The following is a 25,969-nucleotide window of genomic DNA, read 5'->3' as shown; positions in this document are numbered from 1 at the left end:
ACCGCCTCCGTACGGGCAAGCGCCCCCCGCCTGCCGGGGCGCCGCTTCGCGCCATGCGGGCAGCGGGCCCAGGATGAGCTCATGGCACATCACATGACGAAGAAGAATGGCGGGCCTTTCTCTCCGAGGGCACCCGCACCGCGAAGGTGTCGACCGTGCGGGCCGACGGCAGTCCGCACATCGCACCCGTCTGGTTCCTCCTCGACGGCGACTCACTGGTCTTCAACACCGGCAGGAAGAGTGTGAAAGGCCGCAATCTGGAGCGCGACGGACGGGTCTCCCTGTGTATCGACGACGACCGGCCGCCGTACGCGTTCGCCGTGGTGCAGGGGCATGCGGAGCTGAGCGAGGACCCCGAGGAGCTGCTGCGGTGGGCGACGGAGATCGCGCGGCGCTACGTCGGGCCGGAGGCCGCCGAGGAGTTCGGCCGCCGCAACGGCGTGCCCGGTGAACTGGTGGTGCGCGTGCGGATCGACAAGGTGATCGCCCTGGCCGACATGGTCGACTGAACGGCCGCGTCCAACCGTCGGAGGTCAGCCGACGGAGTCGAGGAGCCGGGCGGTGTGCACACGCCCGGCGTACTCGACCGTACGGATCAGGACGTCTTTCCCCGAGTCCCGGTCACGCGCGTCGCACAGCACGACAGGTGTGCCCCGGTCCAGGTCAAGGGCGTGCGCCACATCGTTCACCGCGTAGGCGCGCGCACCGGGGAAGCGGTTGACGGCGACGACGAAGGGGATGCGCCGGCGCTCGAAGTAGTCGACGGCCGCGAAGCAGTCCTCCAGGCGCCGGGTGTCGGCGAGGACGACCGCTGCGAGGGCGCCTTCGGAGAGCTCGTCCCACAGGAACCAGAAGCGGTCCTGACCCGGTGTGCCGAACAGGTACAGGGACAGACCGGCGTGGATGGTAATACGGCCGAAATCCATCGCTACGGTCGAGGCGGTCTTCCGCGCCACCCCTTCCGTGTCGTCCACTCCCCGTCCGGCCTCGCTGAGCGGTTCCTCGGTCCGCAGCGGGCGGATGTCGCTGACCGCGCCGACGAGGGTCGTCTTCCCGGCGCCGAAGCCGCCCGCCACCAGGATCTTCAAGGCCATCGCGGAGTCGTCCCCATGGAGGCCGCGCGTGCTGTGTGCGTTTCCGACGTGCTCAAAGGACATCGATCACTTCTCCTGGAAAGATTCTCCTGCGAATGAGCCGCACGCCGCCGCGACGTCCGGTCGGTCCAACCGTTCGAACATCGGCGTCGGGACAGCATGGCAACCAGGTGTACGGTCCGAGACGGTTGATCGTTCTTGATCGATGCGGACCTCACCCGCCCACTCCTGGCGCATCTCGTCGGTGTCCGGGGCGGCCTCTACACTGGTTTCTTTCGGTCGCGGCAGGGAGAGAGCAAGCGTGTCGACAGGTACGGGCGGCGGTTTCCAGGATCCGCCCGCCGAGGTGCTGGCCGAGGCCGCGGCCGCGTTCGGGCTCCTGGCGACTCCGGCGAGGCTGCACATCGTGTGGGCCCTGGCGCAGGGCGAGAGCGATGTGACGGGCCTCGCCGAGCGGGTGGGCGGCACGCTGCCCTCGGTCAGCCAGCATCTGACGAAGCTCAAGCTGGCCGGTCTGGTGCGTTCGCGCCGGGAGGGCCGACGGCAGGTCTATCTGGTCGACGACCCCGATGTGGTGACGGTCGTCCGGCTCATGGTCGGACAGCTCGCCGAGCGCGCGGGCCACCCGGCCCAGGAGCCCGTCCGCCTGCGTGAGCTCGGTGCCTGAGGGCAGCGCAGCCGCGGGACCCGGCCGGACCGCCCCCGGCACACCGGCCTCCGTGACACCGTTCCCGGCCGTCGAGGCGTCCGGGTCGGGGCCCCTGCCGACGAGCGTCGGAACCGAGCCCCGTACCGTCGACTCGCCTTCCGACGCCGGACCGGACTCCCCGCGGGTGAAGACCTCCCTCCAGATACTGCGCTCGCTGGACAGCGGACCGCGCGGTCTGGTGGAGGCGCGGGCCGAGGAGCGGCTCGCGCGGTTCGGCGAGAACGTGCTGCCCGCCTGGCGGCCGGTTCCCTGGCCCCGGCGCTTCGTCGGCAGCCTCCGGGACCCCTTCACCTCCGTACTGCTCTGTCTGGGACTGGTCTCCGCCGTCGTCTCCGCCTGGGGAACGGCCTGCGTGATCCTGGCCCTGGTCGCCGTCAGCTGTCTGCTGCGCTCCACCGAGGAACACCGCGCGGACCGTTCGACCGCCGCGCTCAGGGAGCTGGTGGCGACCACGGCGACAGTGGTGCGCCGGTCCTCGGCGGACGCGGCACCCCTGGAACGGGAAGTTCCGGTGGCCGACCTCGTGCCGGGCGATGTGATCCGGCTGGGACCGGGCGACCTCGTACCGGCCGATGTGCAGGTACTGCGGGCCGGCGGGCTCACGGTGCACCAGTCGGCCCTGACCGGCGAGTCGGCGCCGGTGGCGAAGCATCCCCTCGACGCGCCGGACCCCGCGCTCGCCGGAGCCGGGCCCTTCGCGCAGCCGCAGCTCTGCTTCCAGGGCAGCAGTGTGACGTCCGGCAGCGGCACGGCGGTGATCGTGGCCACCGGAGGGGCGACCCGGTTCGCCGCCGCGCACGACGGCCGGGCCCGGCACCGGGGTACGAGCGCGTTCGACCGGTCGGTACAGGGCATCTCCTGGACGCTGATCCGGTTCATGCTGCTGACCCCGCCACTGGTGCTGATGGCCAACGCGGCGCTACGGGGCCGGGGCCTGGAGACGCTGCCCTTCGCCGTCGCCGTGGCGGTGGGACTCACACCCGAGATGCTTCCCGTCATCGTCACGACGGCGCTCGCACGGGGTGCGGCCCGGCTGGCGCGGACCAGCGGGGTCATCGTCAAACGGCTGCCCGCCCTGCACGACCTGGGCGCCGTCGATGTGCTGTGCCTGGACAAGACGGGCACGCTGACCGAGGACCGGCCCGTCGTCGAGACGGCGGTCGACGGTTCGGACCGGCCCGATCCCGACGTACTGCGGTGGGCGGCGCTCAGCGCGCTGTGGACCCTCCAGCTGGCGGAGTTGCCCGCACCGGACGCCCTCGACGAAGCGGTGCTGGACGCCGCGGAGGACGCCGAGGAGTGGGCGGAAACCTCCGTGTACGAGGGGGTGGCCGCGCTGCCCTTCGATCCGGTGCGGCGGGTCGCGACCGCGGTGCTCCGCCGCCCCGGCCGGCTCGGCGTCCACACGATGGTGACCAAGGGGGCCGTGGAGACGGTGCTCGAACGGTGCGCGCTGGACGAGGGCGAGCGGGAGCGGCTGCTCGCCCTGGCCGGCCGGAAGGCGGAGTCGGGGCTGCGCCTGCTGGCCGTGGCCCGCGCCGACCGGCCCGTAAGGCATGGGGCGTACACCCCGGCGGACGAGCGCGGTCTGACCTTCGTGGGCCTGGTCGCGCTGCGGGACGTCCCCACGCCGAGCGCCGCCGACGCCCTCGGCGTACTGGCCCGGCGGGGAGTGGCCGTCAAGGTGCTGACCGGCGACCACCCGGGCACGGCGGCCCGGGTCTGCGGGGACCTGGGCCTGCGCACGGACGGGGCGGGCGCGTACGGCGATGTGGTGACGGCCGAGCTGGTGGACACGCTGTCGGATGCGGAGCTGGCGCGGGTCGCGGACCGGGCGACCGTGTTCGCGCGCTGCACCCCCGAGCACAAGGCCCGGATCGTCTCGGCGCTGCGGGCCGCCGGGCACACGACCGGGTTCCTCGGCGACGGCGTCAACGATCTGCCCGCCCTGCACGCGGCCGACGTCGGGATCTGCCCGCGCAACGCGGTCGATGTGGCGCGCGAGGCGGCCGATGTCGTGCTGGCGGAGAAGGACCTCACCGCGATCGACCGGGCGGTGCTGGCGGGGCGGCACAGCAGCGCGAACATCGCCACCTATCTGCGCATCACCCTCTCCTCCAACCTGGGCAACGTCATCGCCATGCTGACGGCCGGGCTGATGCTGCCCTTCCTCCCCATGCTCCCGGCGCAGGTGCTGGTGCAGAACCTCTGCTTCGACGCGGCCCAGCTCGCCTTCGCGTTCGACCGCCCGGGCGCGTCCGCCCTGCGCCGGCCCACGGTCCTGCGCTCACGCGACTTCCTGCGCTTCATCACCAGGTTCGGGCTGCTCAACGCGGCCGCCGACCTCGCCACCTTCGGCGTGCTCGCCCTCGCTCTGCACAACGCGGCCGGGACCGACGGCGAGGCGGCGTTCCACGCCGGGTGGTTCACCGAGAACCTGCTGACCCAGGCGCTCGTGATGGTCCTGCTGCGGACCGGTCGCAGCGCCGCCGAGCGCCGGGCCGGCGGGCCTCTGCGGGCAGCGGCCGCCGGGCTCGCCGTCGTCGGCGTCCTGCTCCCTCTGACCCCGCTGGGACCGTTCCTCGGGATGACCGCCCTGCCGCCTCTGTACTACCTGCTGATCGGCTCGGTGCTGGGCCTGTACGCGGTGGGGCTCACGGCGGCACGCAGGCGTTACGAGCGGCGCCGTCCGGCCGACGCCGGGCAGGAGCCGGATGTACGGGAGGCGGTCGGCGCGGAGCGCTGAGGGGGTGGCCGTCCGACCCCCGGCCCACAGTTGTACAGTTGCGCAATGCGGCAACTGTTGTCGCGTGGACGGAGAGAAGGGCGGGACCAGAATGTTGCGCAACGGACTGGAGCCCTGGCACCTGTTGATCCTCGCCATCGTGGTGGTCGTGCTCTTCGGCTCGAAGAAGCTGCCGGACACCGCCCGCGCCCTGGGGAAGTCGATGCGGATCCTCAAGAGCGAGGCGAAGGCCATGAAGGACGACGAGGCCCGCTGATGCGACGCCCGGGCCCGGCTGCCCGGACCGGGTACTCGGCCGCGTTCATTTCACGGCTTGCGCAATCCGGGAACCCTCGGGGCCGTGTGGGGCGTTCGTACCAGTAGCGGCCACTTGTAGTGACAGCGACGCAGCACGCACCGCAGGATCAGGGGATCGACCGATCAGCCGTGCGGACCGACGGAACAGACGGAAACACTGGAGGAAATTCATGGGTGTGAGCCTGGCGAAGGGCGGCAACGTCTCCCTGTCCAAGGAGGCCCCCGGCCTGACGGCCGTGACGGTCGGCCTCGGCTGGGACGTGCGGACCACGACCGGAGCCGATCACGACCTGGACGCCAGTGCGCTGCTGTGCTCCGAGGCGGGCAAGGTCCTCTCCGACGCCCACTTCGTCTTCTACAACAACCTCAACAGCCCCGACGGGTCCGTCCGCCACACCGGCGACAACCTGACGGGTGAGGGCGAGGGCGACGACGAGTCGGTCGAGGTCGACCTGGCATCGGTCCCCGCCGAGATCGCGAAGATCGTGTTCCCGGTCTCCATCCATGACGCCCAGAGCCGGGGCCAGAGCTTCGGCCAGGTGCGCAACGCGTTCATCCGCGTGGTGAACCGGGCGAACGGTGTGGAGCTGGCCCGCTACGACCTCAGCGAGGACGCCTCCACCGAGACCGCGATGGTCTTCGGTGAGCTCTACCGGCACGGTGCGGAGTGGAAGTTCCGCGCGGTCGGCCAGGGGTACGCCTCGGGGCTCGCCGGCATCGCCTCCGACTACGGCGTCAACGTCTGAGCCGTACGGAATCGTCTGAGCCGTACGCACTCGTCCGGCCGGCACGTACTACCGACCCCCGCACGGGCCGCCGCTCCTCGGCGTTCCGTCCGGGGGTCGGCTGCGCGATCATGTCGGTATGGCCGATGACCACCACACCCAGGTCCTGGACTTCTTCACCCCGCGCGCGGCCGGCTGGGACAGCCGGTTTCCCGACGACGGCCCGGCCTACGCCGCAGCGGCCGGTCAGCTCGGACTGCGCCCCGGGGACGCCGTACTCGACGCGGGCTGCGGTACGGGGCGGGCGCTCCCGGCCCTGCGCGCGGTCGTCGGACCACGGGGGACCGTGCTGGGCGCCGACCTCACCCCCGCCATGCTGGAAGCGGCTGTGCGGGCGGGGCACGGGGAGAGCGGCACGCTGATCCGGGCGGACGTGGCACGGCTGCCGCTGCGGGACGGGGCGCTGGACGCGGTGTTCGGGGCCGGGCTGATCTCGCACCTGGCCCGCCCCGAGGCCGATATGGCGGAGCTCGCGAGGGTGGTGCGGCCGGGCGGGGTGCTGGCCCTGTTCCACCCGATCGGCCGGGCCGCCCTGGCCGCGCGGCACGGGCGCACCCTCACCGACGACGACCTGCGGGCCGAGCCCCGGCTGCGGGCCCTGATGGCGGGTTCCGGATGGCGGCTGGACTCCTACACCGACGAGGACGACCGCTTCCTCGCACTCGCCGTACGTCAGCCCTGACGGACCACGGACCACCGGCCCGGCCCCGGTGCCGTACAGGAAGTCTCGCGGTGCGGCCTCAGGCGGTGGAGCCCGCGACGGCCGCCGCCAGCACATCGGGGCGGTCGAACATGACGTTGTGCCCGGCCCCGGGCGACTCGATCACGCGCACTCCCGAGGCGACCAGGTCTGCGGCGCCGGGGAGTTCGCCGCTCAGTGTCCCCTGGATGAAGCTCCGGTCCACCGCTGATTCCATCAGCATCCGCCGCACGGTCGGGCCCGTGCCCCGCACCAGCCCGGTGGCCGAGCGGTGCAGTGCGAGGGGGTTCGCCAGACGCATGGTCGCGGCCCAGGTGGGGCCGAACCGCCGCAGGATCTCGGCGAAGCCGCCGCCCCGCACGAACTGCTCCTCCGTGTACGCGGCGATGGAACTGCTGCCGGCGGTCGGCGACGGGTCCGGGTCGAGGTTCGCTTCCGTGAGGACCAGCCCCGAGACGAGATCGGGGCGCAGGTGGGCGAGCACGACGGACACCGAGCCGCCCATGCGGTGCCCGACGACCCGGGCACCGCCGACACCCGCCGCGTCCAGGGCCGCGGCGAGCGCGTCGGCGTGGTCCTCCAGCGTGTAGCCGAAGTCGGCGGGGCGGTCGCTGATGCCGTGTCCGGGGAGGTCCACGAAGAGCGAGCGGCGACCGGACAGGGCCGGGTGGGCCGCCACATGGGCGTGGTAGACGGCCGACATCGCGCCCAGCCCGTGCACATAGACGGTGGCCGCCCCCGCGACGGCGCTGCCCGCTCCCCCACGGCCGGCCGCCTCGGTCCATCTGATCCGGCTGCCCCGCCCGTCGAACTCGGCCTCGTACACCGCCCCCTCCCTCCCGCCGGTGTCCATGTGTGGCACCGGCCCGCTCCGTCGTCCGGCGGTGAACCTACATCCACAAGGCGGGGGCCGCGGATCCGCCTGGATCACTCGACGGGCGCCTCGGACGGCCGCCGATGGCCCGGAACCGGGCAGCCACGGACGCCCGGGGTGGGGAACGTACCGAGTGCGGCGACCTCGTAGCCGTCCGGGTAGCCCTTGATCTCGGGGTTCTGGCGTGCGTAGTGCGGCTTGCGGCGGGGCGGCATCAGCCGGACGGCACGGGCCCGCAGGCGCAGGGCGCCCCGGGTCAGTCCACGGGCCACGGGGCCCGGGCGCTCGTAGCGGAACGCCCTCAGCAGCGAGTCGTCCAGGAGGGCGAGGCTGGCTCCCCGGACCACCGGGGCGAGCGGTGCCGGATACCAGGAGGCCATGAGCTCCAGAGTGGCGTCGGAGACCCGGCGGGCCCCCGCGTCCCAGCCGAAGTGCTCGTGCTCGTAGGTGTCGAGGGTGCGCTCGAAGTCCTCGTAACTCTGCGGGAGGTCCTTGATCCCCATCCGCGCACCCAGGGTGCGGTAGTACGCGGCGAACGCCCGCAGCTCGTGGTCGGAGAGCCGGCGCCAGCCGAACTCGTCCAGCCAGCGCTTCGGTGTGACGACGAAGGTGCACAGGACGTACCGCATGTCGTCGTTGCTGATGTCGTAGCTGCGGTGCATCTGGTTGATCCGGCGGACGGCCGTGCGGCCCTCCTCGGTGTCGAATCCGTGCTCCACCACGGTGTCGAGGAGGAGGGCGGTGTCGTCGTACCGCTTCTGCGAACGACCGGTCAACTCCGCTGTCTCATCGAGGAGTCGGCCGATGCTGGGCACGGCGTAGGTGCGGTAGAGGGCGAGTTCGAGGGCGCGGGTGATGTCCCAGGGGAACTCGTAGGTCACGGTGAGGCGGTAGATCTCCAGGAAGTCCCGCTCCGGGTCGAGTCGCTGAATCTCCTTCAGCCGTTCGTACCGCTGGACCATGGCCTCCCCCTCGTTCGTCCGGAGCTCCGATCCTACGCGGATCACCCCCTGCGTCCCGGTCCTTCCCGGCCACGACGACCCGGACGAGGGACCCGGGGATCCGGCCCGTCGTTGCCCGTCAGGGGCCTCGACGGCGGGGTTACCGAGTAGTTAAGGTGCGCCGACGGACGACGTGGGGCGGGCCCGGGCGACGGGTGGCCGCACGGATGTGGATCAGGGACGAGGAGGACACTGTGGCCGGTGCGGACGCCGACGACGACGCGCTGCTGGTGCTGACCGCCGTGCTGCTCACCCCTGCCCGGTTCCCGAGCGTGCTGGGCGACGACTATGTGGCCGCGTGCGGCGCGCTCGGCCTCGAACCGTACGAGGAGGGGTACGGCCTCGTCCTCGGGCAGGACGGCGACGGGGCCCGCTGGACCGTGGTCGTCGAGGACGTCTCCCTGGTGGCCGTGGCCATCGCCGCGTGGGACTGCGGTATGGAGTACGACCTCTCCCCCGACGACCGCTCCGTGGTGTGCGCGCTGCCCGGCTGGCCGCTGGCCGTGGCTGTCGCCGCGCCCGGTGTGCCCGCCCCGCACGATCCGGAGACCGAGGGGGCGGGCCCCGCCCCGCTGGCTCCTCCGGACACGGGGTCCTGGGGCCCCGCGCAACGGCGGCTCGGGGCGGACGAGATCGCGGTGCGGTGGACGCAGTGGCGGGAGCAGATCGACGATGCGGAGTTCCTCCGGCCGGGCGGGGAGTCGACCGAAGGCAGCGGTGCCGGTGCCGGTGAGCCGGTAAGCGGCGGACCCGGAAGCGGTGCGCCAGGAGGCGAAGGTGACGGAAGCAGCGAGCCGGGAGGCGGGGGTACCCGAAGCGGTGGGCCGAAGGGCGGAGCCGCCGCCGACGGAGGCGCCGACGGCGATGCCGCTGCCGGGGATGTCGCTGCCGTGGACGGCGGCGCTGCCGCCGACGGTGGCGGGGGCGCGGAGCCCGGTGCCGCTGCGACCCGGCAGCACCCCGGCGTACGACGGGCCCTGTCGGAGGCCCTCGCCTATACGAGGACTCCGCCGCCGCCCGGCCGGATCCGCTCCGTCTTCGCCTCGGCCGACGCACGCACGCTGCGGGTCGACGGCCCGGGGTGGTCGATGGTCGCCAGGACCGACGACATAGCGCTGATCCTGTTGGACGAGGAGCCGGGCCAGGTGCTGCCCGTCGGGCGCGGGCCCGCGCTGCCCGGCCTGCTGGAGGCCCTGGACGCGCTGGCGCCGCATCCGGCGTGACCACGATCCGGCACCGGGCCCCTGCCACGATTGGGGCCCGGGCTCAGCGGTCCGGCCACCGGCTGGATTCCGTGCTCAGCGGCCGATTTCCTTGCGGTTGATCCTGCGGAGCCTGCGTCGCTGGGACGGGTCCAGCAGCAGATAGCCCGCGACGGGGACGCCGATCACCACCAGCAGCGCCCACCAGAATCCGATCAGGGGCCACAGGATGGCCGCGGCCACCACCCCCGCGACAGCGACCTTCGCACCGTTCGACATGGTCCACGCCTCCTTCGCGGCCGGCGCCGCTTCTGTCCTGTCAACGCGTCCGTGCGTCCTTACGTTCCCCCGCACGTACTCCCACTGTCCCCCGTGACCGGCCTTTCTGTCCCCCATGGCGCCCCTCATCGCAGCGGCTCGCCGACCTCGTGCATGTGGGCCAGCGCCTGGCGGTAGGACTCCACGAGTCCGGTTTCCGCGTACGGCATGCCGATGCTCCGGCAGTGCGCCTTGACCAGGGGCTGCGCCAGCCGCAGGTGGGGCCGGGGCATGCTCGGGAACAGGTGGTGCTCTATCTGGTAGTTCAGACCGCCGAGGAACCAGTCGGTGAGCATCGCGCCGCGCACATTGCGCGAGGTCAGGACTTGGCGCCGCAGATGCCCCCAGCGCTCCCCGTCCGGGTCCGGCATCTCCATGCCCTTGTGGTTCGGGGCGAAGGCCATCCCCAGGTGGAGACCGAACAGGGCGTGCAGCAGCAGGGCGAAAACGACAGCCTTGGCCGGGGACAGGACGGTCAGCAGCAGGGTCGTGTACAGCCCGAGGTGCGCGGTCATCAGCAGGGCCGAGACCGCACGCTCCCCGGCCGGCTGGCGGCGCAGGAACTGGAACCCGTAGACCTTCAGGGCTATGCCTTCGAGCAGCAGCATCGGAAAGAACAGCCGGGCCTGGTTGCGGGTCAGCCAGCGGGCGAACCCTGCGCGCTGCGCAGCCTGCTTCTGGGTCCATACGAGGGCACCGACGCCGACATCGGGGTCCTTGTCCACGTGGTTGGGGTTGGCGTGGTGACGTACGTGCTTGTCGTTCCACCACGCCTCGTTCATACCGAGGAGCAGGTTGGCGTGGACCAGGCCGATCAGCTTGCTCGCCCTGCGGTCACCGGATATCTGGGAATGGCCCGCGTCATGGGCGACGAAGGCCGTCCGCGTCCACAGGACCGCCAGCGGAGGAGCGAGGAAGAGGCTCCACCAGGTGTCACCCAGCAGGACGAACGCGGCGATCACCCCGCCCAGGGCCGCCAGGTTGGCGGCGATGCTGATCGCGTACCGCCCGGTGCGATGTTCGAGGAGGCCCTGCCCCTTCACAGCACGCAGCAGAGGGGCGAAATCACTGCCGGCAGCCGGGAGGCCAGCCCGTTCCGAACTGCTGTCACCAGCGGGGTCCGCAACGGTGGCTGTTGCCTGGGACATGAGGTCTCCGGTCTCTCAAACATAGGCTCTGACCTCGTTAAACGTACGGATCGGAGTCCCACGGCAACCATGGCGCCACCACCCCGATCTTCCTGGGGCAGACCCCCGTGCTCCGTGGTGGTGCCAGCTCCACCACCAGCGCGAGAGGACGTGGAGAAGTGAGGCAGATCACAGAAGGGGGTGGCGCATCGCTGCTTCGGGTGGAGTACCCTCGGCGACCCCGACCAACTAGTCAAATTTGAGGAATCTGACATCGCTGTGCACCGGCACCCTGCGGCAACGCCTTCCCGGATTTCCGAGCTGTCCCGCTGCTCCGCGGTCTTCATCCCCGCGGATCCGTCCCGTACCGGCCTGATCGCCTTCTGGAACCCGGACGGTAGCACCCCTCCCGAAGCGCCCGGGATCTTGTCGGACCTCACCGTGGCCGGAGCCGACCTTCGGCGCCGTACCGTGCCCGGCCTGCACCTTCCCGTACGGGAGGCCCTGCCGGTGCTGACACGGGCGCGGGCCGACGGGCAGGCCTCCCCCGCGACCGCCTTCTGGGGCGCCGCCGCGCTGCTCGGCCTCCAGTTCGTCGCCCGTGGTCTCCTGCTGCCGGGGCTCAGCCCCACCGACCAGGACGCCTGGCGGGTCGGGCCGTTGGGCGCCGGGGATCTGGAGCGGATCCGGGAGCTTGCCGCGTCGATGCCGCCCACCGCCCACGCGACCCCGCTGGAGACCGGCGCGGCGGTGGACGGCCCTCTGCTGCTGCCCGAACCGGAGCGGCTGCTGCGGGCGTTCCTTGACGCGGTGGCGGACGGGCTGCCCCGGACGCCCGCTGCCGGGTTCGCCGCGGCGGGCCCCGCGTTCGCCGCCAGGGAACCGCAGCACCTCCCCCAGGCACGGGCGTGGGCAGCCGATGTGGCGGCCGGTCACGATGCGGGCGTACGGCTCTCGTTGCGCATCGAGGTGACCGGAACGGCTTCACCGGCCACCGACGCCCCTCTCCACGACGCGCCGGCCACCGATGCCCCTGTCCGTGCCGACCCGGCCACCGACGCCCCTCTTTATGACGACGCGCGACCTTCCTTCCGTGCCGTCCTACAGATCCACAGCGTCAGCGACCCCTCCCTGGTCGCCGACGCGGCCGAGGTGTGGGCGGGCGGCACCCGGAGTGCGGCGGCGTTCGGGCCACGGGCCCGGATGGACGCCCTGCTCGCCCTGCGCCGCGCCGCCCGCGCCTGGCCGCCGCTGGCCCCGTTGCTGTCCGCCGCCGTCCCGGACGCGGTGGAGCCCGCCGACGAGGAGATCGCCGAGCTGCTGGGGCCCGCCTCGCGCGCCCTGGCAGCCACGGGTGTGCAGGTCCACTGGCCCAAGGAGCTGGCGAGGAAGCTGACCGCCCGCGCGGTGATCGGCCCGGCCGACGGACAGGACGGCAGCGGCGAAGAGGGTGACGAACAGCGGGGGCGTACCGTCGCGGACACGCCGTCGTTCCTGTCCGCCGACGCCCTGCTCGCGTTCGACTGGCGGTTCGCCCTGGGCGACCAGCAGCTGAGCCGCGAGGAGCTGGACCGGCTCGCGGAGTCCAGCAGGCCGATCGTGCGCCTGCGGGACCAGTGGGTCCTCATCGACCCGGAGGAGGCGCGCCGGGCCCGGGAGACCCAGGACCGCAAGGTCACCCCCATCGACGCCCTGGGCGCGGCGCTGACCGGCTCCACCGAGGTGGACGGGCGCCGGGTGGAGGTGGCCGCGACGGGCTGGCTGGAGCGGTTGCGGCAGCGGCTGGCCGACCCGGAGTCGGCGGCTCAGCAGGCGATCGGACAGCCCGAGGCACTGACCGCGACGCTGCGCGACTACCAGCTGCGCGGTCTGAACTGGCTGAACACCATGACCTCGCTCGGTCTCGGGGCCTGCCTCGCCGACGACATGGGCCTGGGCAAGACGATCACGCTCATCGCTCTCCATCTGCACCGCCAGGGCGACCCGGACGCGGCCGGCCCGACGCTGGTGGTGTGCCCGACCTCGCTGATGGGCAACTGGCAGCGGGAGATCGAGAAGTTCGCCCCGGGCACCCCCGTACGCCGGTTCCACGGCGCGTCGCGTTCCCTGGAGGGGCTGGTGGACGGCGAGTTCGTCCTGACGACGTACGGCACGATGCGTCTGGACGCGCCCCGGCTGGCCGCCGCCTCCTGGGGCATGGTCGTCACCGACGAGGCCCAGCACGTCAAGAACCCGCACTCGGCGACGGCCAAGCAGCTGCGCACCATCGGCGCCCGGGCCCGCGTCGCCCTCACCGGCACCCCGGTGGAGAACAACCTCTCCGAGCTGTGGGCGATCCTGGACTGGACGACGCCCGGGCTGCTGGGCCGGCTCGCCACCTTCCGTACCCGGTACGCCGCCGCCGTCGAGGGTGGCAGCGACCCGGGGGCCGCCGAGCGGCTCGCGGCCCTGGTCCGCCCGTTCCTGCTGCGCCGCCGCAAGTCCGACCCGGGGATCGCCCCGGAGCTGCCGCCGAAGACGGAGACCGACCGGGCGGTGTCGCTGACGGCCGAACAGACCGGGCTGTACGAGGCGGTGGTCCGCGAGACGCTCGCCGAGATCTCCGGCGCGGACAGGTTCGAGCGGCGGGGGCTCGTGATGAAGCTGCTGACGGCGCTGAAGCAGATCTGCAACCACCCGGCGCAGTACCTGAAGGAGGAGCGGCCGCGGATCGCGGACCGGTCGGGGAAGGTGGAGCTGCTGGACGAGCTCCTGGACACGATCCTGGCCGAGCAGGCCTCCGTACTCGTGTTCACGCAGTACGTACAGATGGCGCGGCTGCTGGAGGAGCATCTCGCCGCGCGCGGGGTGCCTACGCAGTTCCTGCACGGCGGTACGCCGGTGGCGCGCCGGGAGGAGATGGTGAGCCGCTTCCAGGCGGGCGAGGCACCGGTGTTCCTGCTCTCCCTGAAGGCGGCGGGGACCGGGCTCAACCTCACCCGGGCCGGTCATGTCGTGCACTTCGACCGCTGGTGGAACCCGGCGGTCGAGGCACAGGCGACCGACCGGGCGTACCGGATCGGGCAGACACAGCCCGTCCAGGTGCACCGGCTGATCGCCGAGGGGACGATCGAGGACCGGATCGCCCAGATGCTCGCCCGCAAGCAGGGGCTGGCGGACGCGGTGCTCGGTTCCGGGGAGGCGGCACTGACCGAACTGACCGATGCGGAACTGGCCGATCTGGTCGAACTGCGAGGGGGCGCACGATGAGCGACGACTACGAGTTCGGGTCGGACGCGGTGGATTCCGGCGGTGGAGCGGAGCGTACGTTCGCGCCGCTGCCGCCCCCGCCTGGTCGGGCCTTCGCCACGTCGTGGTGGGGCCGGGCGTGGCTCCAGGCGCTGGAGGACACCGCCCTGGACGGTCAGCAGCTCAAGCAGGGGCGTCGGCTGGCCCGGGAGGGGGCCGTCGGGGCGGTCTCCGTGCGCCCCGGCCGGATCACGGCCGTCGTACGGGACCGGGACGGTACGGGCCACCGGAGCGATGTGCTGCTCCAGGAGCTGAGCGACGAGGCGTGGGACCGCTTCCTGGACATGGCGGTGGACCGGGCCGGGCACATCGCGGCGCTGCTGGACCGGGAGATGGAGCCGCACCTGGTGGAGGACGCGGCGGGCGCCGGGGTGGAGCTGCTGCCCGGTATCGGCGATCTGGAGCCGGAGTGCACCTGCGGGACCTGGGACCACTGCGCCCACTCGGGTGCCCTGTGCTACCAGGTGGCGCGGCTGCTGGACGAGGACCCGTTCGTCCTGCTGCTGATGCGGGGGCGCGGCGAGCGGCGGCTGCTGGACGAGCTCCAGGTCCGCAGCGCCGCCCGCGCGGTGCGGGGTGCGGAGGGCGGTGCCGCGCCGGAGGACGTGGACCAGGATGTGTACGGGGTCCCGGCCGGCGAGGCGTTCGCCGCGGGCTCCATCCTGCCGCCGCTGCCCGGGCCCCCGCTAGTGCCCGAGGAGCCGGGGCCGCCGCCGTCGCTGGACACGGAGGCGGGGCCGCCGGCCGGCCTCGACCCGGCGGCGCTGGAGGTGCTGGCCGCCGACAGCGCCGTACGGGCCCGTCGGCTGCTGCTGGAGGCGCTGGTTCCGGGGCATGAACGGCAGCCGGTTCCGGCGGAGCTGACAGCGGAGCAGGACGCGGTACGGATGGCCGCCGACGCCTCTCCGGAGCCGTGGATCGCGACGCGGCTGGCCCAGGGTGCCGGGCGGGCGCGTGCCGAACTGGAGCCGGCGGTGCGTGCCTGGCGGTACGGAGGGGTCGCCGGGCTGGCGGTGCTGGACGAGGAGTGGGAACCGGACCCGGACTCCCTCGCCCGGGCCCGTGCGCGGCTCGCGGAGGCCTGGGAGGAGGGCGAGCGGCCGCAGTTGCGGGCGGCGCGGGCCCGGTGGACGGTGGCGGGCGCCGATGTCCAGCTCCGCTATGACCGCGACGGCCGGTGGTGGCCCTACCGCAAGGAGCGTGGCCGCTGGGTGCCCGCGGGGCCGGCGGACGACGACCCTGCGGGTGCGCTGGCGGGGGCGCTCGCCGGGGCCGTGGTCGAGGCCTGAGGTCCGTCCCGGGCCGGGGCCGTGGGCAGGCGCGGAAGTCCGTCGCGGGCCGGTCCGTGGGCGAGGCCTGAGGTCCGTCGCGGGCCGGAGCCGTGGGCAGGCGCGGAAGTCCGTCGGCACGTGTGGGGGAACCGGGGCCCTCTTCCGTACGTCATCGTCGGAAGACGGCTCCGGCCTCCTCTTTCCCTCACGCGTCCGCTTATAGAGCGACCCCGGCCTCCTCAGGAGTGCGATGCACCGCAGAAGGCTCCTTCAGGGGGCCGCCGTCACCGTGGCGGCGGCGCTGGCCCCGGCGTCGGCACGGGCCGTCGCTCCCCCGCCCGCCGTCGCGGACTACCCGACGGCTCTCTGGGCGCCCGCCCACACGGCGAACTACACCGTCCCCTCGCACCCGTCCGAGCGCCGGATCGACCGTGTCGTCATCCACGTCGCGCAGCAGCTGTTCACCCCGACGATCGGCATCTTCGGCGATCCGGCCAAGCAGGTCTCCGCCCACTACGTGGTGCGCTCCGGTGACGGCCATGTCGCCCAGTGCGTCAGGGAAGAGGACATCGCCTGGCACGCGGGCAACTGGGAGGTCAACACCCGCAGCATCGGCATAGAGCACGAGGGGTGGGTGGACCGTCCGGAGTTCTTCACCGACGCGATGTACCGGCGTTCGGCGCTCCTCACCGCGGACATCTGCGCGCGGCACGGCATCCCCAAGGACCGCGCGCACATCATCGGCCACCACGAGGTGCCCGGCAGCGACCACACCGACCCCGGTGTCCTCTGGGACTGGGAGCGCTATCTGCGGCTCGTCGACCTCCCCTGACCCCGCGCCGATTACCCACCGCAGCCAGGTTGTCGCGGCGACCTGTGGCGACGACGATGGGAGGCAGGACGGCCCCGGAGGGAGGGTGAGTTGACGGACCCCTGGGTGGCCCTGGCCGCTGATACGGACCCCGGTGAACAGGTCGGGGCGCTGCGCCGCGCGCACGAGGCGTTCACGTCGGCGGGGCGGCTGGAGCGGCCGGTACGTACGGTGGTCGGCGAGTCGTGGCTCCGCTCGGCCCGGGCCCAGGTCAGCCCGGACGGCGCGCCCGTGGTGGAGTTCGGGGCGGACGAGCTGGGGCCGTACCGCGAGGCGCATCCGCTGGCCCGGGCGATGCCCGTGATCCGTGAACTCATGGGCGCCTACGCCACGGACGGGGAGCATCTGCTGGCCGTCTGCGACGCCCACGGCAGGCTGCTGTGGGTGGAGGGCCATGCCACGGCCCGCCGCCGGGCGGGGGCGATGAACTTCGTGGAGGGCGCGCGCTGGGCGGAGAGCGTAGCCGGGACCAACGCGCCGGGCACGGCCATCGCGGTCGGCCGGCCGGTGCAGGTCTTCGCGGCCGAGCACTTCCTGCGCCCGGTCCAGCAGTGGACGTGCGCGGCGGCCCCGCTGCACGACCCCCACACCGGCCGGGTGCTGGGGGCGGTGGACATCACGGGCGGCGACCGGCTGGCGCACCCGCACAGTCTGGCCTTCGTCCAGGCGGTGGCGCGGGCCGCCGAGTCCCACCTCGCGCTGCTGGCACCGGCGGCGGACGGTGGGTCGGTGCGGCTGAGCGCGCTGGGCCGGGACGAGGCGGTGCTGCGCGCGGGCGGCCGCAGGATCCGGCTCAGCAGGCGGCACAGCGAGATCCTCGTCGCCCTGGCCCGCCGCCCGGAGGGACTGAGCGGGGACGAGCTGCTGATCGAGTTGTACGAGGACGAGTCGGTGCCCCCGGTGACGCTGCGGGCCGAACTCTCCCGGCTCAGGCGGCTGCTGGGCCCCGACCTCCTGCATTCGCGCCCGTACCGGCTCGCCCTGCCCGTGGACGCCGACTTCGACACGGTGACGCGGCGGCTGGGCTCCGGGGCGGTGGCGGCTGCGCTGGACGCGTACGCGGGCCCGCTGCTGCCGGGGTCGCGCGCCCCCGCCGTCGTACGGCTGCGCCACCGCATCGCGGACGAGTTGCGGGCGGCGCTGATCGCCCGGGGTGACCCCGGGCTGCTGGCCGACTGGGCGTACAGCCCGTGGGGCGAGGACGACCTGGCGGTGTGGCAGGCGCTGGCGGGCGCGGCACCGGCGGGGCAGCGGGCGGCGCTGCTGGCGAGGGTGCGGAGGCTGGACGCGGAACAGGGCGGCTGAGGGGGCTCGGCGCCGGACAGGGACGGTTGAGGCAGGGGCCGGGCGCCGGACAGGGGCGGCTGAACCCGGCAGCGGCGCGCCCGGCCCTTATCGCAAGGGCGTATCCGGGCGACCCTCGCAGAAGTCCCGTACCGCAAGGGCGTATCCGGGCGACGCCCCGCCGAAGTCCCGCACCCTAACCACGCACCCGAGCGACGCCGCACCCACCGAGGCCCCCCGCCCCCACCGCGTATCCGAGCGACGCCCACACCGCAACGGCGTTGCAACGTCCGTGCTCCTAGCCTCGCGCCGAGGGCCGTCCAACGGCGGGCGGCACCGGATCCGGGAGGCCACAGAGATGACCCGTTACGCCGCACCAGGCACCGAGGGCGCGATCGTCACGTACGCGTCCCGCTACGACCACTGGATCGGCGGCGCGTACGTCCCGCCGGTCCGGGGCGGGTACTTCGAGAACCCGAGCCCCGTCAACGGCCGCCCCTTCACCGAGGTCGCCCGCGGCACCTCCGAGGACGTCGAACTCGCCCTGGACGCGGCACACGCGGCCGCGCCCGCGTGGGGCGCGACCCCGGCCGGTGACCGGGCCGCCGTCCTGAACCGGATCGCGGACCGGATGGAAGCGCATCTGGAGGAGCTGGCGGTCGCCGAGAGCTGGGAGAACGGAAAGCCGGTGCGCGAGACGCTGGCCGCCGACATCCCGCTGGCCATCGACCACTTCCGCTACTTCGCGGGGGTCCTGCGCGCCCAGGAGGGCTCGCTCAGCGAGCTGGACGAGGACACCGTCGCGTACCACTTCCATGAGCCGCTGGGCGTGGTCGGCCAGATCATCCCGTGGAACTTCCCGATCCTGATGGCCACCTGGAAGCTCGCCCCCGCTCTGGCGGCGGGCAACGCGGTGGTCCTGAAGCCGGCCGAGCAGACCCCGGTGTCGATCCACTTCTGGATGAGCCTGGTGGCCGATCTGCTGCCGCCGGGGATCGTCAACATCGTCAACGGCTTCGGCGAGGAGGCCGGAAAGCCACTGGCCTCCAGCCCGCGCGTCGCGAAGATCGCGTTCACCGGCGAGACCACGACGGGGCGGCTGATCATGCAGTACGCCTCCGAGAACCTCAAGCCGGTGACGCTGGAGCTGGGCGGCAAGTCGCCGAACATCTTCTTCGACGACGTCTCCCGCAGTGACGACGACTTCCTCGACAAGGCCCTCGAAGGGTTCACGATGTTCGCCCTCAACCAGGGCGAGGTGTGTACGTGTCCGTCGCGCGCCCTGATCCAGCGGGGGCACTACGGGGCGTTCCTGGAGGCCGGGATCGCCCGTACGGAGAAGATCGTGCCGGGCCACCCCCTGGACACCGACACGATGATCGGCGCGCAGGCGTCCGACTCCCAGCTCCAGAAGATCCTCTCCTACCTGGAGATCGGCCAGCAGGAGGGCGCGAAGATCCTCACGGGCGGTCAGCGCGTGGAGCACGGCGGCGAACTGGCGGGCGGCTACTACGTCCAGCCGACGGTCTTCGAGGGCGACAACCGGATGCGGATCTTCCAGGAGGAGATCTTCGGCCCGGTCGTGGCGGTGGCCTCCTTCACCGACTTCGACGACGCCATCACGACGGCCAACGACACGCTGTACGGCCTCGGAGCGGGCGTGTGGACCCGCGACACCAACACGGCCTACCGGGCAGGGCGCGCCATCAAGGCGGGCCGGGTCTGGACGAACTGCTACCACGCCTATCCGGCCCACGCGGCGTTCGGCGGCTACAAGGAGTCGGGCATCGGCCGGGAGAACCACAAGATGATGCTGGAGCACTACCAGCAGACGAAGAACCTCCTGGTGTCGTACTCGGCGCAGAAGCTGGGCTTCTTCTAGGGCTTCCTACACCGGAGGGGACGGGGCGGAACCGCGCGGTCGGGCGGTTCCGCCCCGTCCCTGCTGTCCCGTCCGGCCTCCGGAACTTGACGGATCAGCGGGGAGCTCGTTGACCCCTGCGCACCGTGATCGGCAGGATCCCCGGCATGGCGAACACCATCGTCGAGTGCGGTGCCCCTCCTCCTTCTCCACGGCTGACCGGGGCACGCCCCTCCGACCCGGGAGACCCGCAGACATGAAGAGCCGACGGTCCGCTTCCGGACGGTGGATCCAGGACTGGGACCCGGAGAACGAGGAATTCTGGGCGCGCACCGGCAGGAGGATCGCCCGCCGCAACCTGGTGCTGTCCGTCCTCTCCGAACACATCGGGTTCTCCGTGTGGAGCCTGTGGTCGGTGCTCGTCCTGTTCATGTCGCCCGAGATCGGCCTGGACTTCGCCCCGGACGAGAAGTTCCTGCTGGTGGTCGTCCCCACCCTGGTCGGCGCGGTGCTGCGGCTGCCGTACAGCTACGCCGTGACCCGCTTCGGCGGCCGCAACTGGACGGTGTTCGCCTCCGCCGTGCTCCTGGTGCCGACGGTCCTCGCGTTCGTCTTCGTCCAGCGCCCCGGGACGCCCCTGTGGGTGTTCCTGCTGATCGGTGCCACGGCGGGTGTGGGAGGCGCCAACTTCGCCTCCTCGATGACCAACATCACCATCTTCTACCCGCAGCGGCATCAGGGCTGGGCCCTGGGAGTGAACGCGGGCGGCGGCAATCTGGGCGTGGCCGTGATCCAGATCCTGGGTCTGCTGGTCATCGCCACGGCCGGGAACACCCACCCGTCGTACGTGATCGCCCTCTACCTGCCGCTGATCGTGGTCGTGTCCGTGCTGTCGGCGCTGAGGATGGACAACGTCGAGGCGGTACGCGCGGAGCCGGGTGCTCTGCGCGAGGCCGCCGGCAGCCGTCACACCTGGTGGATATCCGTCCTCTACATCGGCACGTTCGGTTCGTTCATCGGTTACGGCTTCGCCTTCGGCCTCGTTCTGCAGAGCGAGTTCGGGTCCACCCCGCTGGAGGCCGCATCCGTCACCTTTCTCGGCCCTCTGCTCGGGTCCCTCGCCCGGCCGTTCGGCGGGAAGGTGGCCGACCGGTGGGGTGGAGCCCGCGTCAGTGTGTGGACCTTCGTGGGGCTGGGTGCGGGCACCTGTGTGCTGCTGATCGCGTCCCGGGCCGGGTCGTTCGCCCTGTTCGTCGCCGGGTTCACCGTGCTGTTCGTCCTCAGCGGCTTCGGCAACGGGTCGACGTACAAGATGATCCCGGCCGTGTTCGCCCGGGAGGCGGAGGAGGCCATCACCTCCGGGGCCGACGCCCCGCGGGCCTTCGCCCGGGCGCGGCGGGTCTCGGGGGCGGTCATCGGGATCGCCGGGGCCGTCGGCGCGCTCGGCGGTGTCGCCGTGAACCTCGCCTTCCGGGCCTCGTACCAGGACGGAGGCAGCGGCGAGACCGCCTTCCTCTGCTTCCTCGGCTTCTACGCCCTGTGCGTGCTGATCCTGCTGCGGGTCTACCTGGGCCGTGAGCGCGCCCAGGCCTCCGCTCCCCGCCCGGCCCGTCCCCGGACCTCGCATGTCCGCTGACCGGGCCCCCGATCAGCGAGCTGTGGCACCCGAGGCCGCCGTCCGTACCCACTGCGCGTACTGCGCGCTCCAGTGCGGCACCCTGCTGCGCCGTAGCGGCCGGGCCGTCGAGGTGGAGCCGTCGCCCGACTTCCCGGTGAACCGGGACGGGCTGTGCCAGAAGGGCTGGACGGCCCCCGCCGTGCTCACCGCTCCCGACCGGTTGCGGACCCCTCTGGTACGCGGGCCGGGCGGCGCACTCGCCCCGGCGGGCTGGGACGACGCCTTGGACCTGGTCGTCTCGCGCCTGGAGCGGGTGCGCGAGAGGTACGGCCCCGACGCCGTGGGCGTGTTCGGGGGCGGCGGGCTGACCAACGAGAAGGCCTACGCGCTGGGCAAGTTCGCCCGCATCGCGCTCGGCACCAGCCAGATCGACTACAACGGCCGGTTCTGCATGTCCTCGGCGGCGGCCGCGGGCAACGCGGCCTTCGGCCTCGACCGCGGGCTGCCGTTCCCCGTCACCGACCTCGCCGACGCCGATGTCGTCCTGCTCGCCGGTGCCAACCCGGCCGAGACCATGCCCCCGCTGATGCGGCATCTGGTCCGCCCCCGGCTGATCGTCGTCGACCCCCGCCGCACCCGGACCGCCGAGCAGGCGGCGCTGCACCTCCGGCCCGCCCCCGGCACCGATCTCGCCCTCGCGCTGGGCCTGTTGCACATCGCGGTGACCGAGAACCACCTGGACAAGGAGTACCTCGACACCCGCACCACCGGCATCGACGCCGCCTGGCGGTGCGCCCTGCCCTGGTGGCCCGAGCGCGTGGAGCAGGTCACCGGCGTCCCCGTGGAGGACCAGCGGACGGCCGTACGCATGCTCGCCGAAGCCGGGCGCCGCCACCTCCTCACCGGGCGCGGGGTGGAGCAGCACAGCAAGGGGACCGACACCACCGCCGCCTTCATCAACCTGGCCCTCGCCCTCGGCCTGCCCGGGCGGCCGGGCAGCGGTTACGGCTGTCTCACCGGCCAGGGCAACGGCCAGGGCGGTCGTGAGCACGGCCAGAAGGCCGACCAGCTCCCCGGGTACCGCATGATCACCGACCCGGCGGCCCGCGCCCATGTCGCCGGGGTCTGGGGGGTCGACCCGGACTCCCTGCCCGGACCCGGGCGGAGCGCGTACGAGCTCCTGGACGCCCTGGGCACCGCCGACGGCCCCCGGGCCCTGCTGGTCTTCGGTTCGAACCCGGTGGTCTCCGCCCCCAACGCGGGTCACATAGCGCGGCGCCTGGCATCACTCGACCTGCTGGTGGTGGCGGACCTGGTGCCGTCCGAGACCACCGAACTGGCGGACGTGGTCCTGCCCGTGGCGCAGTGGGCCGAGGAGGAGGGCACGATGACCAGCCTCGAAGGACGCGTCCTGCGCCGACGGGCCGCCCTCGCCCCGCCCCCCGGCGTCCGCACCGACCTGGAGGTGCTGCACGGCCTCGCGGTGCGGCTCGGGCAGCCCGCCCACCGCTTCCCCACCGAGCCGCGTACGGTCTTCGACGAGTTGCGCCGGGCCTCCAGCGGAGGCCGGGCCGACTACGCGGGCATCAGCTACGAACGCCTCGACGCCGGTGAGGCGTTGTACTGGCCCTGCCCGGACACCGCCGACGGGAACCACCCCGGCACGCCCCGGCTCTTCCTCGACCGGTTCGCCCACGCCGACGGCCGGGCCCGCCTGGCCCCCGTGGAGCACCGCGACGCCGCCGAGACACCCGACGCCCGCTACCCGCTCCACGCCACCACCGGGCGGGTGCTCGCCCAGTACCAGTCGGGGGCCCAGACCCGCCGCGTACCCGCGCTCATGGCCGCCGCACCCGAGGCGCACGTCGAGATCCATCCCGGCACGGCGGCCCACTACGGACTGGGGGACGGTGAACTGGCCCGGGTCACCTCGGCGCGCGGCTCCACGGTCGCCCGGGTGCGCCTCGTCCGCACCCTGCGCACCGACACCGTCTTCCTGCCCTTCCACTTCCCGGGCGCCGGACGAGCCAACCTGCTGACCGGACCGGCTCTCGACCCGGTCAGCGGCATGCCCGAGTTCAAGGTGTGCGCCGTACGCGTAGAGCCCTGCCGGGAGTACACGGCATGACCGCCACCACGGTCGACGGCAGGCCCGCGATCACTGTCGACGGCATGTCTGGCCCCACCCTCGACGGCACGAGCGCGGTCACCGTCGTCGGTTACGGCCCCGCTGCCCACCGTCTGGTCCAGCGCCTGCACCACCACGGCCAGCGGGGGCCCGTCACCGTCTTCGGCGCCGAGCCGGACCCCGCGTACCACCGGGGCCAGTTGGTCTCCGTACTCGACGGAACGCTGCCCGCCGACGCTCTGACGCTCGCACCGCTCCCGCCGGGCGTCCGGATCCGAACGGGTAGCCGGATCACTACGGTGGAGCCTCGGCGCCGTCTCGTACGGAGCGACGACGGCACCGAACACCCCTACGGCATCCTGGTGTTGGCCACCGGTTCCCGGCCGGTCCTGCCGCGGCTCGCCGGTGGTGCCGGGGAGCGGAGCACTCCCGACATCCGGGTCCCGCACACGCTCCTGGGTGCCCGGCCGGTCGTCCGAGGGCCCGTCATCGTGGTCGGCGGCGGGCTGCGGGGCACCGAGACCGCGTACGCGCTGGGCCGCGCCGGACACGACGTCACCCTCGTCCACCCCGGCGCCCACCCGATGCACCGGCTGCTGGACGCGCGTGCCGGGGACCTTGTGACGGCCGTGCTCCGGGAAGCGGGCGTGGTGGTGGAGACCGGGCGGCGGGTCGTCGCCGTGGAACCCGGCAAGATCGTCCTGGACGACGTCCGGCCGCTGGCCGCCGGGACCCTGCTCCTGTGCACCGGCACCGAACCCGACACGGGTCTCGCCCGCACCGCCGGACTGGCCGTCCGTGACGGCATCGTCGTGGACGACCGGCTGCGTACCAGCGACCCGTACATCCACGCCCTGGGCGACTGCGTGCAGCAGCGGCCCGGCCACCACTCCACTCTCACGTCCGCCTGGGACCAGGCGGACGCCCTGGCCCGGACGCTCTGCGGCGGCGACGGCCGCCTGCGGCCCTCCCGGCACCCCGTCGTCCGGCCCCGGCTGCCCGCGCTCGCGATCCTGGGTCCGCCGGGGGCGCTGGACGCCCCGGGCGACGACGAGCAGGTGGTGCTGTCCGACCCCGCCGGCGGGCGGTACGGGCGCCTCGTCCTGCGCGACGGCCGGGTGCACGCGGGGATTCTGGTGGGCCTGGACCGGGCCGTCGCCACCGTCGGCCGGCTGTACGCGGAGGACCGTCCGCTGCCCCCGGACCGGCTCGCCCTGCTGCTGGGCACGGACGAGGAGTACGCGAGCTCCGGGGCGCTCCCGGACACGGCGGTGGTGTGCCAGTGCAACAACGTCACCCGGAAGAACCTGGAGCGGGCGTGGGGGCAGGGCGCGCGTGACCTTCCCGCCATCGCCGTGGCGACCAGGGCCACCACGGGCTGCGGCAGCTGTACGGAGGTTGTCCGCCGGATCTGCGAGACGGACCTGCGAGACGGATCGGGGAACGGCCGCCCCGGCGTGGCGGGGGCCGGTGACCCGGTCGCGGAAGGAGCCGGCGCATGACATCCGTCCTGGTCGTCGTCGGCCACGGGATGGCCGGGCACCGGCTGGTCGAGGAGGTCCGGGCGGGTGACCGGGCGGGGCGGTGGCGGATCGTGGTCGCGGCGGAGGAGCCGCGGCCCGCCTACGACCGCGTCGCCCTGTCCTCGTACCTCGACGGGAAGTCCGCCGCCGACCTCGACCTCACCACGCCCCTGCTGCGCACCGACCCGCTGGTGGACCTGCGGCTGAACACCAGGGCGGTCCTCATCGATCGCGGAGCCCGCACGGTGACCTGCGCCGACGGCACCGTCCTCCGGTACGACGCGCTCGTCCTGGCCACCGGATCCCGCCCGTTCGTGCCGCCCGTGCCCGGCCGGGACCTCCCCGGCTGCTTCACCTACCGGACGATCGAGGACCTCGACGCGCTCCGGGCCGCCGTGCGACCTGGGGAACCCGGTGTCGTCATCGGCGGCGGCCTGCTGGGTCTTGAGGCCGCGCGGGCGCTGCGGCTGCTCGGGGCGCGGCCGCACGTCGTGGAGATGGCACCGCACCTCATGCCCCTCCAGGTCGACGAGGGCGGCGGCCGGGTCCTCGGACGGCTCGTGGGTGAGCTGGGGGTGGGCGTGCACTGCGGTCGCGGTCTCGTCTCTCTCGACGCCGGGCCCGACGGCCGGGTGCGGGCGGTCACCCTGTCGGACGGCACCGAACTGGCCGCCTCCACGGTCGTGTTCGCCGCAGGGGTGCGCCCGCGCGACGAGCTGGCCGGGCCGGCCGGGCTCGAACGCGCCGGGCGCGGTGGGTTCCTGGTGGACGAGCGGTGCCGTACGGCGGACGGGCGCGTGTGGGCCGTGGGGGAATGCGCTGCGGTGCTCGGCCGCTGTTACGGCCTCGCCGCACCCGGGTACCGCATGGCGGAGGCGGTCGCGCGTCAGCTGCTGGGCTCGCCGTCCGCCGTCTTCCCCGGTGCGGACATGTCGGCGAAGCTCAAGCTGCTGGGCGTGGAGGTCGCGGGCTTCGGCGACGTCCACGCCCGGACCGAGGGGGCCATGGAGTTCGTACGCGAGGACCGCGCCGCCGACACGTACGGCAAGCTGGTCCTGGCTCCGGACGGCCGGACCCTGCTCGGCGGAGTCCTCGCCGGGGACGCGGGCGGCTACGCGGTGCTCCGTACCCTGCTCGGCCGTGAACTCACCGCCCCGCCCGAACTGCTGCTGGCCGGAGAGCGGGCGCTGTGAAGGGATGCCCGTTCCCTTCCGCGTGATCAGCGTCGTACCGGACTGCTCCCGCCACGGAAACCCGGATGCGGACGCCGCA

General features: G+C 73.1%; 21 protein-coding genes. 16 read left to right on the top strand and 5 right to left on the bottom strand.

Annotation, left to right across the window (positions count from 1 at the left end; translation table 11 throughout):
• The first annotated feature begins 155 nt into the window (after positions 1-155).
• Complete coding sequence (locus GTY67_RS33465) at positions 156-509, top strand: PPOX class F420-dependent oxidoreductase (RefSeq protein WP_343238804.1); 354 nt, start codon at positions 156-158, stop codon at positions 507-509.
• Between the two features lie 24 nt (positions 510-533).
• Here the strand turns inward: GTY67_RS33465 and GTY67_RS33460 are convergent, their stop codons facing one another.
• Positions 534-1,157 (bottom strand): ATP/GTP-binding protein, encoded by a 624-nt coding sequence (locus GTY67_RS33460; protein ID WP_161281523.1) that lies wholly within the window; start codon positions 1,155-1,157, stop codon positions 534-536.
• Between the two features lie 238 nt (positions 1,158-1,395).
• Between GTY67_RS33460 and GTY67_RS33455 the strand changes: the two genes are divergently transcribed.
• From GTY67_RS33455 to GTY67_RS33435, 5 genes are all read left to right on the top strand, one after another.
• Complete coding sequence (locus tag GTY67_RS33455; RefSeq protein ID WP_018512826.1) at positions 1,396-1,761, top strand: metalloregulator ArsR/SmtB family transcription factor; 366 nt, start codon at positions 1,396-1,398, stop codon at positions 1,759-1,761.
• Entirely contained in the window at positions 1,745-4,549 is a 2,805-nt protein-coding gene (mgtA, locus tag GTY67_RS33450; RefSeq protein ID WP_161281522.1) for a magnesium-translocating P-type ATPase, read from the top strand. The genes GTY67_RS33455 and mgtA overlap by 17 nt, the downstream gene beginning before the upstream one ends.
• Positions 4,550-4,640: 91 nt before the next feature.
• Positions 4,641-4,805 carry a Sec-independent protein translocase subunit TatA gene (gene tatA, locus GTY67_RS33445; protein ID WP_093688028.1) on the top strand — a complete coding sequence of 55 codons (165 nt, stop codon included), beginning with the start codon at positions 4,641-4,643 and terminating at the stop codon, positions 4,803-4,805.
• Positions 4,806-5,016: 211 nt separating this feature from the next.
• Positions 5,017-5,592, top strand: coding sequence for a TerD family protein (locus GTY67_RS33440; protein ID WP_161281521.1), 576 nt, complete (start codon positions 5,017-5,019; stop codon positions 5,590-5,592).
• 118 nt (positions 5,593-5,710) lie between these two features.
• Positions 5,711-6,313 carry a methyltransferase domain-containing protein gene (locus GTY67_RS33435; protein WP_161281520.1) on the top strand — a complete coding sequence of 201 codons (603 nt, stop codon included), beginning with the start codon at positions 5,711-5,713 and terminating at the stop codon, positions 6,311-6,313.
• Positions 6,314-6,371: 58 nt separating this feature from the next.
• On the opposite strand, the gene GTY67_RS33430 is transcribed toward GTY67_RS33435, so the two are convergent.
• Together GTY67_RS33430 and GTY67_RS33425 are read right to left on the bottom strand one after the other, a co-directional pair.
• Positions 6,372-7,157 carry an alpha/beta hydrolase gene (locus tag GTY67_RS33430; RefSeq protein ID WP_161281681.1) on the bottom strand — a complete coding sequence of 262 codons (786 nt, stop codon included), beginning with the start codon at positions 7,155-7,157 and terminating at the stop codon, positions 6,372-6,374.
• 101 nt (positions 7,158-7,258) lie between these two features.
• Positions 7,259-8,167 (bottom strand): oxygenase MpaB family protein, encoded by a 909-nt coding sequence (locus GTY67_RS33425; protein WP_161281519.1) that lies wholly within the window; start codon positions 8,165-8,167, stop codon positions 7,259-7,261.
• 206 nt (positions 8,168-8,373) lie between these two features.
• Between GTY67_RS33425 and GTY67_RS33420 the strand changes: the two genes are divergently transcribed.
• Positions 8,374-9,429, top strand: coding sequence for a hypothetical protein (locus GTY67_RS33420; protein ID WP_161281518.1), 1,056 nt, complete (start codon positions 8,374-8,376; stop codon positions 9,427-9,429).
• Between the two features lie 75 nt (positions 9,430-9,504).
• Here the strand turns inward: GTY67_RS33420 and GTY67_RS33415 are convergent, their stop codons facing one another.
• Positions 9,505-9,687: a hypothetical protein gene (locus GTY67_RS33415; RefSeq protein ID WP_093688018.1), complete on the bottom strand. Its 183-nt coding sequence runs from the start codon at positions 9,685-9,687 to the stop codon at positions 9,505-9,507.
• A 125-nt stretch (positions 9,688-9,812) separates the two neighbouring features.
• Entirely contained in the window at positions 9,813-10,874 is a 1,062-nt protein-coding gene (locus GTY67_RS33410) for an acyl-CoA desaturase (RefSeq protein WP_161281517.1), read from the bottom strand.
• A 258-nt stretch (positions 10,875-11,132) separates the two neighbouring features.
• On the opposite strand from GTY67_RS33410, the gene GTY67_RS33405 reads away from it, so the two are divergent.
• The 9 genes from GTY67_RS33405 to GTY67_RS33365 all read left to right on the top strand — a co-directional run bounded on the left by GTY67_RS33405 (position 11,133) and on the right by GTY67_RS33365 (position 25,890).
• Entirely contained in the window at positions 11,133-14,102 is a 2,970-nt protein-coding gene (locus GTY67_RS33405; protein ID WP_161281516.1) for a DEAD/DEAH box helicase, read from the top strand.
• Positions 14,099-15,430, top strand: coding sequence for an SWF or SNF family helicase (locus tag GTY67_RS33400; RefSeq protein ID WP_161281515.1), 1,332 nt, complete (start codon positions 14,099-14,101; stop codon positions 15,428-15,430). Before GTY67_RS33405 ends, GTY67_RS33400 begins: the two co-directional genes overlap by 4 nt.
• 232 nt (positions 15,431-15,662) lie before the next feature.
• On the top strand, positions 15,663-16,244 hold the full coding sequence (locus GTY67_RS33395; protein ID WP_093688010.1) for an N-acetylmuramoyl-L-alanine amidase: 582 nt from the start codon (positions 15,663-15,665) through the stop codon (positions 16,242-16,244).
• A gap of 90 nt (positions 16,245-16,334) precedes the next feature.
• Positions 16,335-17,588 carry a GAF domain-containing protein gene (locus GTY67_RS33390; protein ID WP_161281514.1) on the top strand — a complete coding sequence of 418 codons (1,254 nt, stop codon included), beginning with the start codon at positions 16,335-16,337 and terminating at the stop codon, positions 17,586-17,588.
• A 337-nt stretch (positions 17,589-17,925) separates the two neighbouring features.
• Entirely contained in the window at positions 17,926-19,449 is a 1,524-nt protein-coding gene (locus GTY67_RS33385; RefSeq protein ID WP_093688006.1) for an aldehyde dehydrogenase family protein, read from the top strand.
• A 235-nt stretch (positions 19,450-19,684) separates the two neighbouring features.
• A complete protein-coding gene (locus GTY67_RS33380; protein WP_161281513.1) occupies positions 19,685-21,064 on the top strand; it encodes a nitrate/nitrite transporter in 1,380 nt (459 codons plus the stop codon).
• Complete coding sequence (locus GTY67_RS33375; protein ID WP_161281512.1) at positions 21,054-23,174, top strand: molybdopterin oxidoreductase family protein; 2,121 nt, start codon at positions 21,054-21,056, stop codon at positions 23,172-23,174. The genes GTY67_RS33380 and GTY67_RS33375 overlap by 11 nt, the downstream gene beginning before the upstream one ends.
• Positions 23,171-24,676 carry an FAD-dependent oxidoreductase gene (locus GTY67_RS33370; RefSeq protein ID WP_237502972.1) on the top strand — a complete coding sequence of 502 codons (1,506 nt, stop codon included), beginning with the start codon at positions 23,171-23,173 and terminating at the stop codon, positions 24,674-24,676. The genes GTY67_RS33375 and GTY67_RS33370 overlap by 4 nt, the downstream gene beginning before the upstream one ends.
• Complete coding sequence (locus GTY67_RS33365) at positions 24,673-25,890, top strand: FAD-dependent oxidoreductase (RefSeq protein ID WP_161281511.1); 1,218 nt, start codon at positions 24,673-24,675, stop codon at positions 25,888-25,890. Before GTY67_RS33370 ends, GTY67_RS33365 begins: the two co-directional genes overlap by 4 nt.
• Positions 25,891-25,969: the final 79 nt, after the last annotated feature.

Source organism: Streptomyces sp. SID8374 (assembly GCF_009865135.1).
GTDB lineage: Bacteria > Actinomycetota > Actinomycetes > Streptomycetales > Streptomycetaceae > Streptomyces.
The sequence above is the reverse complement of the archived record's forward strand: the minus strand, read 5'-3'. Positions and strand labels throughout refer to the sequence as shown.

Coding starts and splice junctions, on each gene's coding strand:
- GTY67_RS33460 (WP_161281523.1), bottom strand. CDS start 1,157: ATGTCCTTTGAGCACGTCGGAAACGCACACAGCACGCGCGGCCTCCAT.
- tatA (WP_093688028.1), top strand. CDS start 4,641: ATGTTGCGCAACGGACTGGAGCCCTGGCACCTGTTGATCCTCGCCATC.
- GTY67_RS33440 (WP_161281521.1), top strand. CDS start 5,017: ATGGGTGTGAGCCTGGCGAAGGGCGGCAACGTCTCCCTGTCCAAGGAG.
- GTY67_RS33435 (WP_161281520.1), top strand. CDS start 5,711: ATGGCCGATGACCACCACACCCAGGTCCTGGACTTCTTCACCCCGCGC.
- GTY67_RS33425 (WP_161281519.1), bottom strand. CDS start 8,167: ATGGTCCAGCGGTACGAACGGCTGAAGGAGATTCAGCGACTCGACCCG.
- GTY67_RS33420 (WP_161281518.1), top strand. CDS start 8,374: ATGTGGATCAGGGACGAGGAGGACACTGTGGCCGGTGCGGACGCCGAC.
- GTY67_RS33415 (WP_093688018.1), bottom strand. CDS start 9,687: ATGTCGAACGGTGCGAAGGTCGCTGTCGCGGGGGTGGTGGCCGCGGCC.
- GTY67_RS33410 (WP_161281517.1), bottom strand. CDS start 10,874: ATGTCCCAGGCAACAGCCACCGTTGCGGACCCCGCTGGTGACAGCAGT.
- GTY67_RS33400 (WP_161281515.1), top strand. CDS start 14,099: ATGAGCGACGACTACGAGTTCGGGTCGGACGCGGTGGATTCCGGCGGT.
- GTY67_RS33395 (WP_093688010.1), top strand. CDS start 15,663: ATGCACCGCAGAAGGCTCCTTCAGGGGGCCGCCGTCACCGTGGCGGCG.
- GTY67_RS33385 (WP_093688006.1), top strand. CDS start 17,926: ATGACCCGTTACGCCGCACCAGGCACCGAGGGCGCGATCGTCACGTAC.
- GTY67_RS33380 (WP_161281513.1), top strand. CDS start 19,685: ATGAAGAGCCGACGGTCCGCTTCCGGACGGTGGATCCAGGACTGGGAC.
- GTY67_RS33375 (WP_161281512.1), top strand. CDS start 21,054: ATGTCCGCTGACCGGGCCCCCGATCAGCGAGCTGTGGCACCCGAGGCC.
- GTY67_RS33370 (WP_237502972.1), top strand. CDS start 23,171: ATGACCGCCACCACGGTCGACGGCAGGCCCGCGATCACTGTCGACGGC.
- GTY67_RS33365 (WP_161281511.1), top strand. CDS start 24,673: ATGACATCCGTCCTGGTCGTCGTCGGCCACGGGATGGCCGGGCACCGG.